Genomic DNA, 14,498 nt, shown 5'->3' on the forward strand with positions numbered 1-14,498 from the left:
ATTGAAGGAAATTTCCTAATCCATTGAACCAAGTAACCATTAACCTGTTCCCAAAAATCTCACCAGCCCCCACCTAACTTCAGGTTAAACCTTCCCCTAACCGGAAGGTCAAGAGAAGTCGATAGATTTTTTGTATGATATTAAAATCTTGATCGTTTAGATTTCCCACATGGTTTAATAATAAATAATTCTTAAAGTTCAAAAATAAATGCCGACTTAATTCATCTGACTCCACTGATCATCTAGTGTTCAAAAAATTATCTACCCATTGAACCATTGCTTTAACCAAATCATCATCATATGCGATGTGCTGACCATGGCGCTGTTCTGGCGAGGGCAGCCTCAAGGTGTCATCGTTCATACTGATAGTTGGACCATTGCAGTTTTGAGAGTCAAATTCATTTATTGAACGTCAACTACCTTGTCCGGTTCGCGTCAATTAACTTGTCCGGTTGACGATGTTTAATTGTCGTTAGCGATAGGCATCTCCTTTCTCATCATTGACGCCTTTTTACGGTAGCTTTCGCCACCTATCTCTAAAATAGTGGCGTGATGCACTAACCGATCAATCGCCGCCACCGTCATCATGTTGTCGTCGAAGATCTGATCCCACCCACTAAAAGGCTGATTTGAGGTGATAATCAAACTGCCCGTTTCATAGCGGTGCGCAATCAATTCAAACAATACCTGTGTTTCTTGGCTGCTTTTTTTGACGTAGCCAATATCATCAATGATGAGCACCGTATATTTGTCCATGCGAGCCAGCACGTCAGTCAATACCAACGCCGCTTTTGCTTGCTGAAGGCTTTGAGCAAGATGGGTAGCGCTAGTGAACTTTACTCGCACCCCTTGCGCCAACAAGGCATAGCCAATACCACAGGCAAGATGGGTTTTACCCACACCACTGGCACCAAACAACAACACGTTCTCGGCTTGATTAACCCACTGCTGTTGATCCGCCAGGGCAATAAGCTGATTTTTATTAATCCCCTCTACCACACTAAAATCAAATTGGCTCAACGGCTTACCCGGTGGCAGTTGTGCTTCGCGGGTATAGCGTTGTAAACGCTTGTGATGACGCTCACCCACTTCGTGTTCACACAAAGCCGCAAGGTAGGTTTGCGGTAACCATTGTTCATCCAGCGCCTTTTGTGCAAGGCCTTCCCAGTGCTGGGCGAAGCTACTTAACTTTAATTCCTTCAAGAGAATCGGGAGGGAGGCAAGATCAGCCATGTTGCACCTCCACACATAACAGCTGATCGTAATCAGCCAGCAGGTGCTGCTTTGCCGTAATGAGTGGAATCACGGCCGTGTCTGTACTAAAGCGCTTATTGCACTGTAAGTTGCTGGGTAATTCACCCCCCTCAATGCTTTTGAGTACGTAACGACCAAGGCTATCTTGGCACTGAGCTGTCGCGGCCAAGTGCAGCAGGCGCACGATGTAACGGCAGGCATCATGGGGATTCAGTGTGCCGTCAACATACTGCCAGATACGGTGGTAGTCCGGGGTGGGTAATAAGTCATCGCGCAGCTGCGAGTAACGGAAGGCCCCCGGCTTTTTAACCAAGGAGTCGATAACATGGCGATAATCGACACTGCGTCCGCGCTGGGTTGTGGTGGCATAAACACGCGGTAAGCTGAGTATCTGCTCATGCCCACTGAACAGATCCAAGCGCTCGTCATACAGCTGAACATACAGCCGCTCGCCGATAAAGCGAGACGGTACGGTATAGGTCACCCGTTTGAGGTCAAAGCTGCTACTGCTGCTAATCAGAACACTGTGCTCCGCATAATCATGAGTGCGCCGTTTTGGCAGTGTCTGCAATAACGGCCGCTCTTGTTCAAAGCGGGTGCGGCATTGCTGGTTAATCTTGGTGACAATACCATCCACGAAGGCTTGATAGGCCTCAAGGGACGTAAAATCAGTATCGCCTCGCAGCAGCAAGGCCTGAGTCATACGTCGCTTTAAATGCCCGTGTGCCGCTTCTATTGTACCGTTCTCATGGCTCTTGCCGGGGTTGTTACGACTGCCTTTGAGTTGATAGTGGTGGCATAAGGCGTCGTACCGAACGGTAAGCTGTTCCTTCTCGGCCAGATTGTTAAAGGCGGCACTCAAGCTGTCGGTGCGGTGTTCAAGGGGTGCGCCACCACTGCGCCATAAGGCATTCTGAAGCCCTGTAGACAAGGCGGTATAGCTTTCACCACCGCAAATGACTTTGGCGTACGTCCAGCCGCTAAAGGCAAGGCGATAGTGGTATAGCAAATGGCAAAATACCTGCCCAAGTATTGTAATCGTAACCCCTTTCAAGAGCGTGAAGTCCGATAAACCCAAACGCCCAGGCACTTTAGTTTGGCGGAACATGACTTCCTTTGCGGGGCCATGTTTGACCTTCCATGCTTTGACACGTCGCTGCAACGTGCGCAGTACGGTGTTGTCATACTGATTGGGGTAGTTGTCGTGAAGGTATTCAAACAACGTGAGCGGCAATAGTTCAGGGTTCGCTTCGAGTAGTGGTACCAGCACCGATGACCAGACCTCAGCAAGCGGGTCTTTGCGAGTGCGCCATTGACGCTTGGGGGTTGGTTCTGTGTTCAGTTCACCGCTGTCTATGCGGCGACCTGATCGCTCTGATAAACCAGACTTTGCCGAAGCGGCAAGCTGGGTTTGACCTTGTTTACGTTCATTCATATATAACCTGATTTGTTGATCTGTGATGGGTTTGCCCGACACGGTTATCTCCTAATGGAATCCGTGACGGACGGTATCAGATCAACCGGCCAACATAGTTGTCGCCGACCGGACAAGTTAATTGTCGTTCAATATTCATTAGAGATCCGATTGCATTTCGAGCTCTATCGAGTGATTTTGCTTCAATGAGTTCAGCAATAGTAAAGAGCACCATAATCATCGCAGCTTCTGGCCACTGTCTAGAATTAAGGCCCATAACTGCCATATACATCCCCTTATTTCTTTTTAATCAGTTTTTCCTCTACAGGACAATCCATTTGCATAATGCGGATTTCAGTTCGCCCCCCCCAGATTATTTAATCTTTGTAGGCGCAGCCGCGCAACAGTCTCCACTAAGGCCATGATCATCTTGATCATGCGATTTCTGGTCATGGTCATGGCCACAACCTTTGTAAGTAGGCTTATCATGATTTAGGTCTTTTTCAACATGCGAATGGTTGCAATCATTATGAACATACAAATGACCATTCGCCTTGTTCAATTCGCCTGATTTCTGAATCTTGCCTCCCACAACCAAGCTTAATTTTTAAATACAACTAGCAGCTTCCTTCCTACTAGAGTTTTACTTTTTTGCGGGACCACTTGCCCAATATGTTTACTATACTGACTACTGAAGACCCTAATCTAACTACAGAGTCAAGTTCAAACGAGGGATATATGAAAATTGGTGAGTTGGCGCGTAAAGCAGGCTGTCCGGTAGAAACGATTCGTTACTACTAGAAAGAAGGTCCACTGCAGGCACCTTTACGAGACATAGGAAATAATTATCGTCACTACGACAAAACCCGTCTTGAAAAACTACTATTCATCCGCCGCTGCCGTTCTCTCGATATGACCCATGAGGAAATTCGCGCTTTGCTGTTAGCAATCAATAATCAGGGTAAAGAATGTGGCCCGATAGATGCAATCATCAACGCCCACCTAATTCACATTCAGCATCGAATCAAAGAATTAGTAGCGTTAGAAGAGCAACGTAAGGAGCTGAATGCTTTTTGTAGCGCTGACCGCAGCATAGATAAATGTTGCATAGTCCAAAAATTGACAGCTGATGAAAGTGATAGCGATCTTTCCTTAACCGCACCAACCAACCATTTAGGGGGGCATTAGTGATGCCACGCGCTTGTTTAAAATGAAAAAAATGTGATGGTGTTAAAACTGCGTAGTCTTACACCATTATGGGCCAATTTAAAGTACTACATTTTGCCGCTCAGCTTATCTCCAGAGCGGCGCTGTACCGCTCCTCCTCGGTTTACGGTGCGGGCTTTGCCCGAAGCATTGGTTAATGTCCTAAGAATAGGACATTCTGACCGCTCATCCCCAGCACAACTCCGGATTAAAACTCGTAGTTTCTCAGTCATTTGACGTATACTTTCCATACGTCGTTCTAAGTCAGCAATGTTCTCCTGAGCCAGGCGTTTAACATCAATGCTCTGGCGAGATTTGTCATTCCATAACGTAAGCAAGCCTTCTATATCTTCCAGAGAGAACCCGAGATCTCGGGCACTACGAATAAAAACCAATCTATGAACATCATTGAGAGCATACTTACGATAACCTGACTCCGTACGCTCGGAGGCAGGGATTAATCCAATTTGCTCGTAATAACGAATCATCTTGGTGGATATTCCTGATTTACGCGATGCTTCTCCGATATTCATAAGCCCACCTTGTTAATGCTCAGCGTTAATGCTCAGCGTCCTCAACCAAAGGAGGCTGGAACCGACGCAGACGCAATGAGTTTCCCAGAACGAACACGCTTGATAGCGCCATCGCCCCTGCTGCAAAAATTGGAGAGAGCAGTATTCCATAAGCTGGGTATAGCAGTCCTGCAGCCACTGGAATCAATGCTGCATTGTAAGCAAATGCCCAAAAGAGATTTTGTCTGATGTTACCGATTGTTGCCTTAGACAATCCAATAGCATTAGGAACTCCCTGCAAGTTTCCTGACATTAAGACAACATCAGCTGACTCCACGGCTATATCTGTTCCTGTACCAATTGCAAGTCCAATATCTGCAACTGCAAGTGCCGGGGCATCGTTTATCCCATCGCCGACAAAAGCAACTTTACCGTAATTTTCTTGCAGTCGACGCACCGCTTCAACTTTGCCTTCAGGTAACACTTCCGCAACCACTTCATCAATATCTAATTGTTTAGCAATAGCCTGAGCTGTATTCGCATTGTCACCGGTAATCATGGCGACCTTGAGACCAAGCTGATGTAATGCCTTTATAGCTACTGGAGTACTTGATTTAATAGGGTCAGCTACAGCAATAATTGCAGCCAACCGACCATCTATAGCAACATAGAGAGGTGATTTCCCCTCATTCCCGAGGCGTTCAGAAATCCGGGAAAAATACGTTACCTCCAATGCTAACTCACGCATAAATCGATCAGCGCCTACTTCTACAAGGCTCCCTTCAACAGTCGCTCGTACTCCCATACCAGTGATTGAATCAAACTCAGTAAGCTCTGGCAGTAAAATGCCGTCTCCTTCTGCCGACTCAACAATAGCGCGAGCAATAGGGTGCTCAGAACGTGATTCAACTGCGGCAACTTTTGCTAATACCTCATTACGTTCAAAACCCTGAGCTAGTTCCAGATCTGTCATGACTGGACGACCTTCAGTCAGAGTTCCGGTTTTGTCTACAGCAACAACTTTGGCATCTTTGAGTAACTGTAGGGCTTCTCCCTTGCGGAATAAAATTCCCATTTCTGCACCACGACCTGTACCAACCATGATAGATGTCGGTGTCGCGAGTCCCATTGCACATGGACATGCAATGATTAGCACTGCCACAGCATTAACCAATGCGAAAGACAGGGCTGGTGATGGACCAAATACTAACCAAATCAGGAATGTAAAAAGTGCTGCCAACATCACAGCTGGAACAAACCACAATGTCACTCTGTCCACAACAGCTTGTATAGGTAACTTTGACCCCTGGGCCTGTTCTACCATCCGTATGATTTGTGACAGCATTGTCTGACCACCAACCGCAGTAGCACGCAACCTCAGTGCTCCTTTCTGGTTCACAGTCCCTCCGACAACTCCACTGCCAACGATTTTTTCCACTGGTATAGGCTCACCAGTTATCATCGATTCATCTATAAAACTGGTACCTTCACTTACCTCTCCATCGACCGGAATCCTTTCTCCCGGGCGAACTTCGATAATGTCTCCAAGCACAACGTCTTTGACAGGAATATCATTCATTACGCCATTACGGAGCACGTGCGCCTCCTTAGCCTGCAAGCCTACTAAGCGTTTGATAGCCTCAGACGTTCTCCCCTTAGCTCTCGCCTCCATAAATCGTCCCAAAAGAATGAGAGCGACAATCACTGCAGCAGCTTCGTAGTACACATTAACGGTACCCTCAGGCAAAAGGTATGGTACAAACGTAGCAACCACAGAATAACCAAAAGCAGCAATAGTCCCGACAGAGACCAGTGAATTCATGTCAGGAGCAAGCCGCGTAAGAGCAGGAATGCCTTTCATGTAGAATCGACGACCTGGAACCACTAAGACTAACAATGTCAATACAAACTGGACGTACCAGCTTTCCTGGATCCCAATGGTATTCATCACCCAGTGTTGCATTCTTGGAATCATGTGAGATCCCATTTCGAGAACAAATACCGGCAGAGCCAGTGCTGTTGCAATAACTAAATCTTTCTTTAATAAAGCCTTCTCTGCGTCCTTTCTTACTTCAGACTCATTACTGACCTGATTTTGGGTATCGATGACACGGGCTTCATAGCCAACTTTTTGAATAGCAGATATGAGATCGTCTATGCCAGCCACTCCGCGAATAGTTGCCCTCTCAGTTGCAAGGTTAACCGTTGCCGCCTTTACACCATCAACCGCTAAGAGTGCCTTTTCAACACGGCCAACACACGAAGCACATGTCATACCTTGCACTGAAAGTTCAACGGATGTTACAGGAACTTCATATCCTACCTTTTCAATTGCTTCGATTAACTTCAGTCGATCAACAGGAGCTTTAAGATGAATATCCGCCAGCTCAGTCGCAAGATTGACACTTGCGTTTACGACGCCTTCAACTTTGTTTAAAGCTGCTTCAACTCGTCCTACACAACTTGCACAGGTCATACCCTCAATAGGTAAGCTAACCCGGGCTTCAGCATTGCTGGAGAGCTGGTTTTTATGAATGCTCATGATGTATTTCTCATTGTTGGTTCAGATATTAAACAGTCTAGGGCTTACCATGATGGGAAGGTCAAGCGTATTATTTTTAACCTCATGAACACAACAAATGAAGCGCCATCATTCCTGATATTCATCCAGCTGTTTGGTAGTGTGTAACTCTAACTCAAAAGAAACGAGCGCCTAAATCTCAAAATATCAGGCTAGTAGCCTGTTTGAATGTGCTCCCTCAAGAAAAGCCCCGCTAACTGCCTTTTGCAGTGGCGGCGCTAGCATTCTTTTCGGTATTCATGGCCGCTGCTTGTAATCAAGCTAAGTGAATGGGAAACCTATTAACTGAAACGCCGTCATGGTAATCGGGGACGGGGTGGGATGACGCCCAAGCCGTCAGAAATCTGGCCGCTTGGGCGTTTTTTATTGTTATAAGGTGCCCAGTAAAACGGCGCTGATTGCTGGAACAGATGTGCCAATAACTTCTTGAGTACTGGCAACAACAGGTAAGGTTGCAGACATAACACTTTCAACGACTGTTGGTGTGTTGTAGAGACCCATACCGCCACCAATGCCCAAGGCAAAAGCCATCAAGCTTTGGCGAGCGATACCGCCCACAATACCCACCAGAACCATGGCTCCCGCTACGATCCGTCCCAAAGTACCTTGGGTCCAATCTTTTAGGGTATCCCAAACATCGGTGAAAGCATCACCACCGGTGCCCGCAAATGAGGGCTCCGAAATCATTAACGCCATTAAACCAAGCGCACCAATGGTCATTAGGCGCTGAGTTTGAATGGTGCGAACTACATTTGTCATTCGTTAGTTTCTCCGTAGATACTCAAGTTATCGCGCTTACCATCAGCTCCCGCTGAGGCAGAATCGCTTTGAGTCTGAAGTGGACGTAGCGCTGGCGAAACCGTTCGAGGTGCTGACACCCCAATATCCCACCGGCGCGGTTCAATTTCGGTAAACACGTAGCTGGATAAATTCAGATCCCCACGGTCATCCTCCCAAGGCGCAATCCAAATCCGCATTACCCTTGAAGGAATGCGAATAGGTGCAGATTGCTGCGTCTCGGGTAATGCCGGATGGCTCAGCAGTCCTGTCTCTAAATCAGATTGTGAATACCCAGAGGGAGAACCAATTCGAGTCGCCACAGCATCAATCGTCTTGGGTGCAGCGCCATTACTGGTAAGCTCATAGACTTCACGAGCGGATAAACAGCGCACACCGTCAGGCATACCTGGGCATCCATATTCACTACTCCCAAGACCCAATGAACTACAGCCAGACAATAAGGTTGAGCCGACTGCCAATAAAAGTAATCCAGCTTTAGACCACTGTTTTGACTGGTGCTTTGGGTTGTTCTGCATTGATGTCGTCATGGTTAACTCTCCTCTGGATACACATCTTATTGTCTGAAACGGACTTCGATCGGTTAGCAACATGCAGGATTTTTTCATCTTCTTGCACCCACCCCTTGTGAAGTGGCCAATGACAATGAAGCCCCACGAGTGACGATTACTTCTATTTTCCGTGCAGCGTCTACCTCTATGACTGGGAACATATTTTCAGCCATGTCCAAATAGAACTTGGCCACTCTATCCAATGCTTTACCTGTGCCTTTAATCGCAGCGCCTTGTAATGCTTCTTGGCTCATGACTTGCTGGTACAGCTGAGTATCACCGGCATTACCCGTCTGAATCGTCGGAACAGGATTTACATCAAATGCGCCAGCCAAGCCCTGAAGGAATCCGGCCATCATCGACTTGGCCACCAGCTGGCCTTGTTTCGACACCAATCGGCCACGAATGCCGGCTTTGCCGTCTTCACCTACAGCATAAGAATCCAGTCGTGTTTCAATGACGCCACCGTCTTCTCTCACACATGAAATGGTCTCGCCTCGCAAATAAGCACGCTCAGAGCTCAAATCACCGTAACCTGCGGCGATCAAGAAACACTCTTTGATATCCGCTCTAAATCGGTTGGGTAAAATGGCTTCCTTTTGAATCCTCAGCAATGCAGGAAAAGGTTCGCGTCTTGCGGACTCGTGAGTAGGTGCATCCAAACCTGTGATCAAAGTACCTGAGATGATGCTGCCCGCCGGTAAATACAAAGGCGGCGCTTCTTGCACAACAACCTCTGGTTCAGCAACCACTTCAGGCTCAATCATACGAATCGTGATTGGCGGCAATGGAACATCCCGTGCTCGTGAACCTTGGCCACTGGCTGGCTGCCGATAGAGCGGATCTGGCAGCGGCGCATTGGCAAAATAGTCGTCTGGGTTAGACGGCAGTGGCTTTTCGTCTTTAGGCAATTCCATGGCAGATAAAGGCACTTCAAAACGGCTATTTGTGCCTTCAACTGCTGCATCACCTCCAGCGCGAACATCATTAAGTTCCGCTCGAAGGCGAACCAACTCCGCATTGACCTCACTTGGTATAGAAGGCGAACCTGGGCTTAGCCGTCCTGAATCGACGTCACGACGCAAGCGCTCAACTTCACGACGTAACTGTTCATTGCGCTCACTGAGTAGTTTTACGTTCGCAGCCAAACTATCGACCCCAACATCACGAGTATTGGTATCCGTAAGAATGTGCCGGATCGTTTCCTGCCGGTTCCGACTGTTCGCGCCATCGTCAGGATTAGGTGAAAACACCATCACCATAAGGATGAGACCACCAGCAATACCTGCAACCGATAGGCCCCGCTTCATGTTCGGGCTCAATTGCTCCCATTGTGCTTTCATCGTTATTCACCTCCCACAAGAAGCGAAGGTCGCTGACTTTCCACCGCTTCTTCACGATGATTGCGAACAACCACATACAACTCAGTCTTTTCGCCCGGCAACAAGATATTGCGAGGCCAGTAGGCGCTTGCCACTATACCTGGTGCATTGCAGGCTATCTCACTGGCTTCTATCGGCTCATCGGCAAAGCTTTCAACCAGTCCTACATAGACGGTGAAGTAATGTCCCGTCACAATTTGCCCCTGTTTAAAACCAAACTTTAAGCCAGGCTGAAAACATTTCGGGCTTGTGTCAGTTTGGCCAGCTAAACGGATGTCATAGCCTTGTGGTAACTCATTTAGTGCAAGGCGTCTGAGTAAATCACGTAAGCTATCGACGTATGGCTGAGCCGTTTCCCAAGTGGCGGCTTTTCGGTTCACGACGCCCTTAATGGGCCACTGCTGACCATCAATCGCTAAGGTGATTTCACGCGGTGGAATACGACGAGGTACTAAGGTGACTGATAATGCGGGCGCTTCCTGACCAGGCGGTGTGATGTAAAGTGAAACCGGTGATTCTTTGTCCGTGGCCACATATACAACATTCCCCTTGATTTGCGTCTGAGCATCACTGGTTGTTCTCACCTGAGGCGATTCAAACGGCGTCACAATCCGATTCAGATGACCAAGTGCTACAGGGATCAGTTCATTAACCCCCGGTGTCATCAGTAACGTTGTTGGCACATCCGTTGAAACCGTATTGGTTTGAACCGGCGAATTTGCTGTAGCGGGCTGCTTCATCACACTAGCTGGCACAATCGGCAATTCCACGTCTGCATACGACGCTTGAGATAACAGGACGCCACTCAAGCTCATTGCGATTAAGTTTGGTGTTATCCATCGATTAATTTTGGTTCGCATCATTCACCCTCCGGTTTTGCTCTTGGGTCAACTTTTCACGAACGCGCTTCGTTCTAGCTTGCCCCTCATACGTATCCATCCAACTGAGCTTTGGACGGTATTGCTCAATATCGATGTCAAACTCATAGGTGCGAGTTTGGCGCTGTTCATCTCCAGATGGTCCAGAGACCAAGGAATAACCGGTCACAAAGACATGGCCGGTTTCATACTCATACTCCACCTGTCTGGGTTGGAATTTGAGCGTGACTCGGTCTTCTCGGATTTGCCTTGCCTGAATTTCCAGTGCATCGACCACTTGCTGGTACACCGCTGGAGAAAGCAGTGGTTCTATAGCAACCCGGATAAAGGACACATTACCCGGCGTCACGTTGCCCATAAGCTCAGCCAGGTAGAGCCCCCAGGACTCCAGGTAAGGTTGAGTGGCTTGGTTTCGTGACACTTCAGCCGTTTCAGACAAGGTTGGTGGTTGAATGGCCACTACGGTATTGCGAGAAAATGCCGCAACCGCAAGCAGCAAGTTAGATAGCACCAGCACTGCAATCAGAAACCGTTGCCATCGGTTCTCTAATTGCGTGCCTTGCCATGATTTTAAAAACACGTCGAACTTCACGGCAGATAGCTCCTGATAAATGGGTTAGGGATCGTCTTGGCTTTGGTTGGCAACAGTCCGGCCCAGTAGATGGCGTGAAGAATAAAACCATCTGGGCGACCATCACGAAAACGCCGATAGAGCTTGGTTGTCACCAACCCCAACAGGCATAAAACCAAGGCATTACCGGTAAAAATGCCGATCACTAGCCCCAACAGAATGGGAGCCATCTCATCGGCACTCCAAAGCAGGAAGTGCGGCGGGTCATCGATATAGGATGGAATACTCACAGGTTCCATAGTCACTCCTCGTTGTTTGAATTGAGAAGTGAAGAATGCCTTGGGATTGGCAGGTTCGGTGGTCAGCTAGATGCCGAATTTTTGAAGGTTTTGAGGGTTCTACTCAGACAATACTAACAATTGATCTTTTTGATGCGGTTGATATGATGAGGATATTGGTCGTGTCGAGACCAGCTGCCCACTTTAGCAAACCCGGACGGGACGACATGCATATCAAATTTATTTGGGTATACGGATTTAATGGTTGATGGGGTGAAGGTGCCCCATCAACCATTAAATCCGTATACCCTTTATTTTTAAGGCAAATGTTTTTCACTGAGAACACAGCAAAATGAATTAACGGCAGAAAAAAGGGCTCTTAATGACGCGGCAGGCTTCAGAAAGCATGCAAAATGCAATCATCGTTTAACAGAAAGGATAGATGCATACATGAACGCAGAAGAAGCATTACTTCAAATCTATATGAGAGAATTAGATACAAAGCGTCAAATAAAACATAATTCTAAATTTGACATATTTATGAGTACGGGGGCGTACCATTTAGAATTCGCTGTGTTGTCGTTGGCTATTAGCAAAGTAAATCAGGAATTAAAGAGTGCAGGTGTTGATATCGCGTCTTTCATAGACGAGATCCATAAATACATAAACGACATCATGGTAGACAGCATGGAAGGCTCGAACCAAGTTAAAGAGTTTGACCCGAACAACCCTAAGGAAGTAGAGGTGTCATGTTATAGCAGAACATTGAAAATGGTGAATGATAACCTGCTTAACCGTTACTACAACGCACTGCAAGCAGAAAGAATGAAGGAGGAGTTAGACAGAAAAGTCATTCGATTCCATAAAAAATGAAGACCTAAAGATATCAAAACGCATTCCTTGCTGAACAGGAATGCGCATGGACACTAATTGCCTTCTTCAAGGGCAGCGATTTTTGATTCTATGATCGGCAATCTCGCCCTGGCACCTCTGTGTCCTTTATCGACAGCTTTTGAATACCAGATTTTTGCCTGATAAAAATCTTGTTTAACGCCCTCACCTTTTTCATACAACACACCGAGCGTATAAGGCGCAATATCATGCCCTTCACTAGCAGCCTGCTTAAAAAGCGTGATTGCAGATTGTATATCGCCCTTGTCGAGCGCTGATGCGCCTTCAAAGAACGCGTCGTTCGCCCATACAGAAAAAGATAGAGTGAACGCAAAAGAGGACAAAAATAGCTTTCTTAACATAGGTGTTTCCCATACTCTAATTAAGCCGCTTTACGTGGCTTTTTGCTTCGCTTATTTTTAAAAGCTAAGGATATCTATCCGTTCACATTGGGCGCAAATATAGGCACATGTATCACTGCGCTTATCGCAGCGTTGGGTGTAGTGGGGGTTAATAGTGGATTTGCACTACAAATAGCGCTTGTGCACCTGATTTATAACGTTCTGGGCGTTACGCTTATTTACGGGCTGCCTTTATTGCGCAATATTCCGCTCAATTTGTCTTATCAATTATCAGTGATAGCGGCAGAGCGGAAAATGTACGGCGCAGCTTATATCGGTGGCTTATTCTTTATTATGCCTTTGGGTATTATCTTCACTACTATGTAGCTAATGTAGCGCGCCATTCTATTTTTCTGTATGCACAAAAAAACGGCGCTGATGAGCTCAGTGCCGTTTCTCTTTTTTAACTTAGTGCATGTATTAGAATGCGTATTTTGCTGAAACTTGGAAGCGGTTCATGTCGCCTTCAAGGCCGGCTTCAATTTCACGCTTTGCGAAAGCGTATTCAGCGCCAACGGTTAGCGCTTTAGTTGGCGAGTACAAGTAGTTTACACGTGTGCTATAAGTGCTTTCAGTGGTAGCTAAACCCGTTAATGATACGTCATTGTCTGCTTCAAACGCCGAGAACATGATGCTACTGCGCGCTTTTTCGCTCCACTTGTGACGATACGCAACGCCGTAACCTGTTGAGTCTATGGCTTCAAGGTCGCCGCTTTCGGTAAGTACTGCACCATTAACTGCGTTTAGCGCAGAGTATCTGCCTAAACCTTTACCCGTGTTGAACGTGAAGCGAATATCGTCGCCATTAGACAAATTGTATTTACCGGTTACCGATACACCAAAGCTGGTTTCGTCCGCATCAATGCCAGCGGCATTATCGTAAGACAACTGTCTTAATAAGCCCGCTACTTTTACATAACCCCAGTCATACTTTGACGTATAGGCAGCTACAAAGTCTGGAACGCTGCTGTCGTCACTCGTAATTCGGCTACCACCGCCAAATGGCGTAATGGTTGATTCTGGGTTTTCAAGCGCAAGCTGTAGGCCGCCGTTGGTATATCTCACCATAACTTGACGGGCAAAGGTGATGCCGTCAGTGGTACCAACAAAATCAAGTGATTCTGGTAATGAACCTACGTCCATAAAGGTCGTCCCTGTTTGGCCCACCAACCAATTCTTGTAAGTTAAGTACGCGTGGCGTACTCGCGGAGTGTAGGAGTTACTGATTCGCTCATCACCGCCGCTAGTTCCAAGGAAGTCGAGTTCGAATACACCGTTAATTGTGTCGCCTTCAGCCGTAGGCGTTGACGTTGCAAAGCGGAATCGTGAGGTTCTGATATGCGCGTCAAATTGTGGATCTTCGTCAACGCCACCAACAGGTGTTAGTGAAGGAATATAGAAATCGCGACCTACGCTACCTGATGCAATGGTGCCATCTGAGTAGTCACTAACCATAGCGTCGACTTTAATATAGCCTGTGAATTTCACACTTGTGTCGCCGATTGTTGCTGCTTGTGCTGCACCTGTAGATGCTGCCAGGCACAGCGCTACTGCTGTAGCCGTATTTTTTATTTTAGCTTTCATCGTGTCTGTTCCAAAAAAGTGGTTAAATAAATGTAAATTCAACGTTAACATTGCTGATTGTGTCCTTATTATCTAAAAATTTAGGGTATACGGATTTAATGGTTGATGGGGCACCTTCACCCCATCAATCTGATACCACCCTCAGATGGTTGATAGATCGACTCCGTAGTTGAGTTCCTCTGCGAAGTCCGGCAGTC

Annotated in this window: 14 protein-coding genes and 2 pseudogenes; 3 read left to right on the forward strand and 13 right to left on the reverse strand. The window is 47.0% G+C overall.

Annotation, left to right across the window (positions count from 1 at the left end; translation table 11 throughout):
- Positions 1-462 precede the first annotated feature (462 nt).
- From istB to JIG41_RS04580, 3 genes are read right to left on the reverse strand one after another with little or no spacing between them, the layout of a single operon-like run.
- A complete protein-coding gene (gene istB / locus JIG41_RS04570) occupies positions 463-1,233 on the reverse strand; it encodes an IS21-like element ISSpu15 family helper ATPase IstB (RefSeq protein WP_063529288.1) in 771 nt (256 codons plus the stop codon).
- Positions 1,226-2,731, reverse strand: coding sequence for an IS21-like element ISSpu15 family transposase (gene istA, locus JIG41_RS04575; RefSeq protein ID WP_063529287.1), 1,506 nt, complete (start codon positions 2,729-2,731; stop codon positions 1,226-1,228). Before istA ends, istB begins: the two co-directional genes overlap by 8 nt.
- Positions 2,732-2,765: 34 nt before the next feature.
- Positions 2,766-2,954 carry a hypothetical protein gene (locus tag JIG41_RS04580; RefSeq protein WP_063528205.1) on the reverse strand — a complete coding sequence of 63 codons (189 nt, stop codon included), beginning with the start codon at positions 2,952-2,954 and terminating at the stop codon, positions 2,766-2,768.
- A gap of 452 nt (positions 2,955-3,406) precedes the next feature.
- On the opposite strand from JIG41_RS04580, the pseudogene JIG41_RS04585 reads away from it, so the two are divergent.
- A pseudogene (locus tag JIG41_RS04585) lies at positions 3,407-3,856 on the forward strand (Cd(II)/Pb(II)-responsive transcriptional regulator).
- An 86-nt stretch (positions 3,857-3,942) separates the two neighbouring features.
- Here the strand turns inward: JIG41_RS04585 and cueR are convergent.
- The 8 genes from cueR to traL form a co-directional block, all read right to left on the reverse strand.
- Positions 3,943-4,407, reverse strand: coding sequence for a Cu(I)-responsive transcriptional regulator (gene cueR / locus JIG41_RS04590; RefSeq protein WP_011788480.1), 465 nt, complete (start codon positions 4,405-4,407; stop codon positions 3,943-3,945).
- 25 nt (positions 4,408-4,432) lie between these two features.
- Positions 4,433-6,928 carry a heavy metal translocating P-type ATPase gene (locus JIG41_RS04595; protein ID WP_011788479.1) on the reverse strand — a complete coding sequence of 832 codons (2,496 nt, stop codon included), beginning with the start codon at positions 6,926-6,928 and terminating at the stop codon, positions 4,433-4,435.
- 408 nt (positions 6,929-7,336) lie between these two features.
- Positions 7,337-7,726: a TraA family conjugative transfer protein gene (gene traA, locus JIG41_RS04600; protein ID WP_063527924.1), complete on the reverse strand. Its 390-nt coding sequence runs from the start codon at positions 7,724-7,726 to the stop codon at positions 7,337-7,339.
- Positions 7,723-8,295, reverse strand: a complete 573-nt coding sequence (gene traV, locus JIG41_RS04605; protein WP_138558605.1) for a type IV conjugative transfer system lipoprotein TraV — start codon at positions 8,293-8,295, stop codon at positions 7,723-7,725. The genes traA and traV overlap by 4 nt, the downstream gene beginning before the upstream one ends.
- 74 nt (positions 8,296-8,369) lie before the next feature.
- Positions 8,370-9,659, reverse strand: coding sequence for a TraB/VirB10 family protein (locus JIG41_RS04610; RefSeq protein ID WP_063529924.1), 1,290 nt, complete (start codon positions 9,657-9,659; stop codon positions 8,370-8,372).
- 2 nt (positions 9,660-9,661) lie between these two features.
- Entirely contained in the window at positions 9,662-10,558 is an 897-nt protein-coding gene (locus JIG41_RS04615; RefSeq protein ID WP_015066556.1) for a type-F conjugative transfer system secretin TraK, read from the reverse strand.
- A complete protein-coding gene (locus JIG41_RS04620; protein WP_000667170.1) occupies positions 10,542-11,168 on the reverse strand; it encodes a TraE/TraK family type IV conjugative transfer system protein in 627 nt (208 codons plus the stop codon). The genes JIG41_RS04615 and JIG41_RS04620 overlap by 17 nt, the downstream gene beginning before the upstream one ends.
- Positions 11,165-11,446, reverse strand: a complete 282-nt coding sequence (traL, locus tag JIG41_RS04625) for a type IV conjugative transfer system protein TraL (protein WP_000433891.1) — start codon at positions 11,444-11,446, stop codon at positions 11,165-11,167. Before traL ends, JIG41_RS04620 begins: the two co-directional genes overlap by 4 nt.
- Positions 11,447-11,875: 429 nt before the next feature.
- Here traL and JIG41_RS04630 point away from each other — a divergent pair, with 429 nt between their 5' ends.
- The gene (locus JIG41_RS04630) at positions 11,876-12,298 is read left to right on the forward strand and encodes a hypothetical protein (protein WP_035234747.1); all 423 of its coding nucleotides are present in this window, start codon (positions 11,876-11,878) and stop codon (positions 12,296-12,298) included.
- Positions 12,299-12,351: 53 nt separating this feature from the next.
- Here the strand turns inward: JIG41_RS04630 and JIG41_RS04635 are convergent, their stop codons facing one another.
- A complete protein-coding gene (locus JIG41_RS04635) occupies positions 12,352-12,678 on the reverse strand; it encodes a tetratricopeptide repeat protein (RefSeq protein ID WP_020744997.1) in 327 nt (108 codons plus the stop codon).
- A 57-nt stretch (positions 12,679-12,735) separates the two neighbouring features.
- Between JIG41_RS04635 and JIG41_RS04640 the strand changes: the two are divergent.
- Positions 12,736-13,044: pseudogene (locus JIG41_RS04640) on the forward strand (Na/Pi cotransporter family protein); the annotation flags it as partial.
- A gap of 93 nt (positions 13,045-13,137) precedes the next feature.
- Here JIG41_RS04640 and JIG41_RS04645 read toward each other — a convergent pair.
- Entirely contained in the window at positions 13,138-14,301 is a 1,164-nt protein-coding gene (locus JIG41_RS04645) for a DcaP family trimeric outer membrane transporter (RefSeq protein WP_063529902.1), read from the reverse strand.
- Positions 14,302-14,498 lie beyond the last annotated feature (197 nt).

Source organism: Pseudoalteromonas sp. bablab_jr011, assembly GCF_016464045.1.
In the GTDB taxonomy this organism is placed as follows: Bacteria; Pseudomonadota; Gammaproteobacteria; order Enterobacterales; family Alteromonadaceae; genus Pseudoalteromonas; species Pseudoalteromonas lipolytica.

Coding starts and splice junctions, on each gene's coding strand:
- traA (WP_063527924.1), bottom strand. CDS start 7,726: ATGACAAATGTAGTTCGCACCATTCAAACTCAGCGCCTAATGACCATT.
- JIG41_RS04580 (WP_063528205.1), bottom strand. CDS start 2,954: ATGGCAGTTATGGGCCTTAATTCTAGACAGTGGCCAGAAGCTGCGATG.
- JIG41_RS04615 (WP_015066556.1), bottom strand. CDS start 10,558: ATGCGAACCAAAATTAATCGATGGATAACACCAAACTTAATCGCAATG.
- JIG41_RS04610 (WP_063529924.1), bottom strand. CDS start 9,659: ATGAAAGCACAATGGGAGCAATTGAGCCCGAACATGAAGCGGGGCCTA.
- JIG41_RS04595 (WP_011788479.1), bottom strand. CDS start 6,928: ATGAGCATTCATAAAAACCAGCTCTCCAGCAATGCTGAAGCCCGGGTT.
- JIG41_RS04630 (WP_035234747.1), top strand. CDS start 11,876: ATGAACGCAGAAGAAGCATTACTTCAAATCTATATGAGAGAATTAGAT.
- JIG41_RS04635 (WP_020744997.1), bottom strand. CDS start 12,678: ATGTTAAGAAAGCTATTTTTGTCCTCTTTTGCGTTCACTCTATCTTTT.
- traL (WP_000433891.1), bottom strand. CDS start 11,446: ATGGAACCTGTGAGTATTCCATCCTATATCGATGACCCGCCGCACTTC.
- JIG41_RS04645 (WP_063529902.1), bottom strand. CDS start 14,301: ATGAAAGCTAAAATAAAAAATACGGCTACAGCAGTAGCGCTGTGCCTG.
- cueR (WP_011788480.1), bottom strand. CDS start 4,407: ATGAATATCGGAGAAGCATCGCGTAAATCAGGAATATCCACCAAGATG.
- traV (WP_138558605.1), bottom strand. CDS start 8,295: ATGACGACATCAATGCAGAACAACCCAAAGCACCAGTCAAAACAGTGG.
- istB (WP_063529288.1), bottom strand. CDS start 1,233: ATGGCTGATCTTGCCTCCCTCCCGATTCTCTTGAAGGAATTAAAGTTA.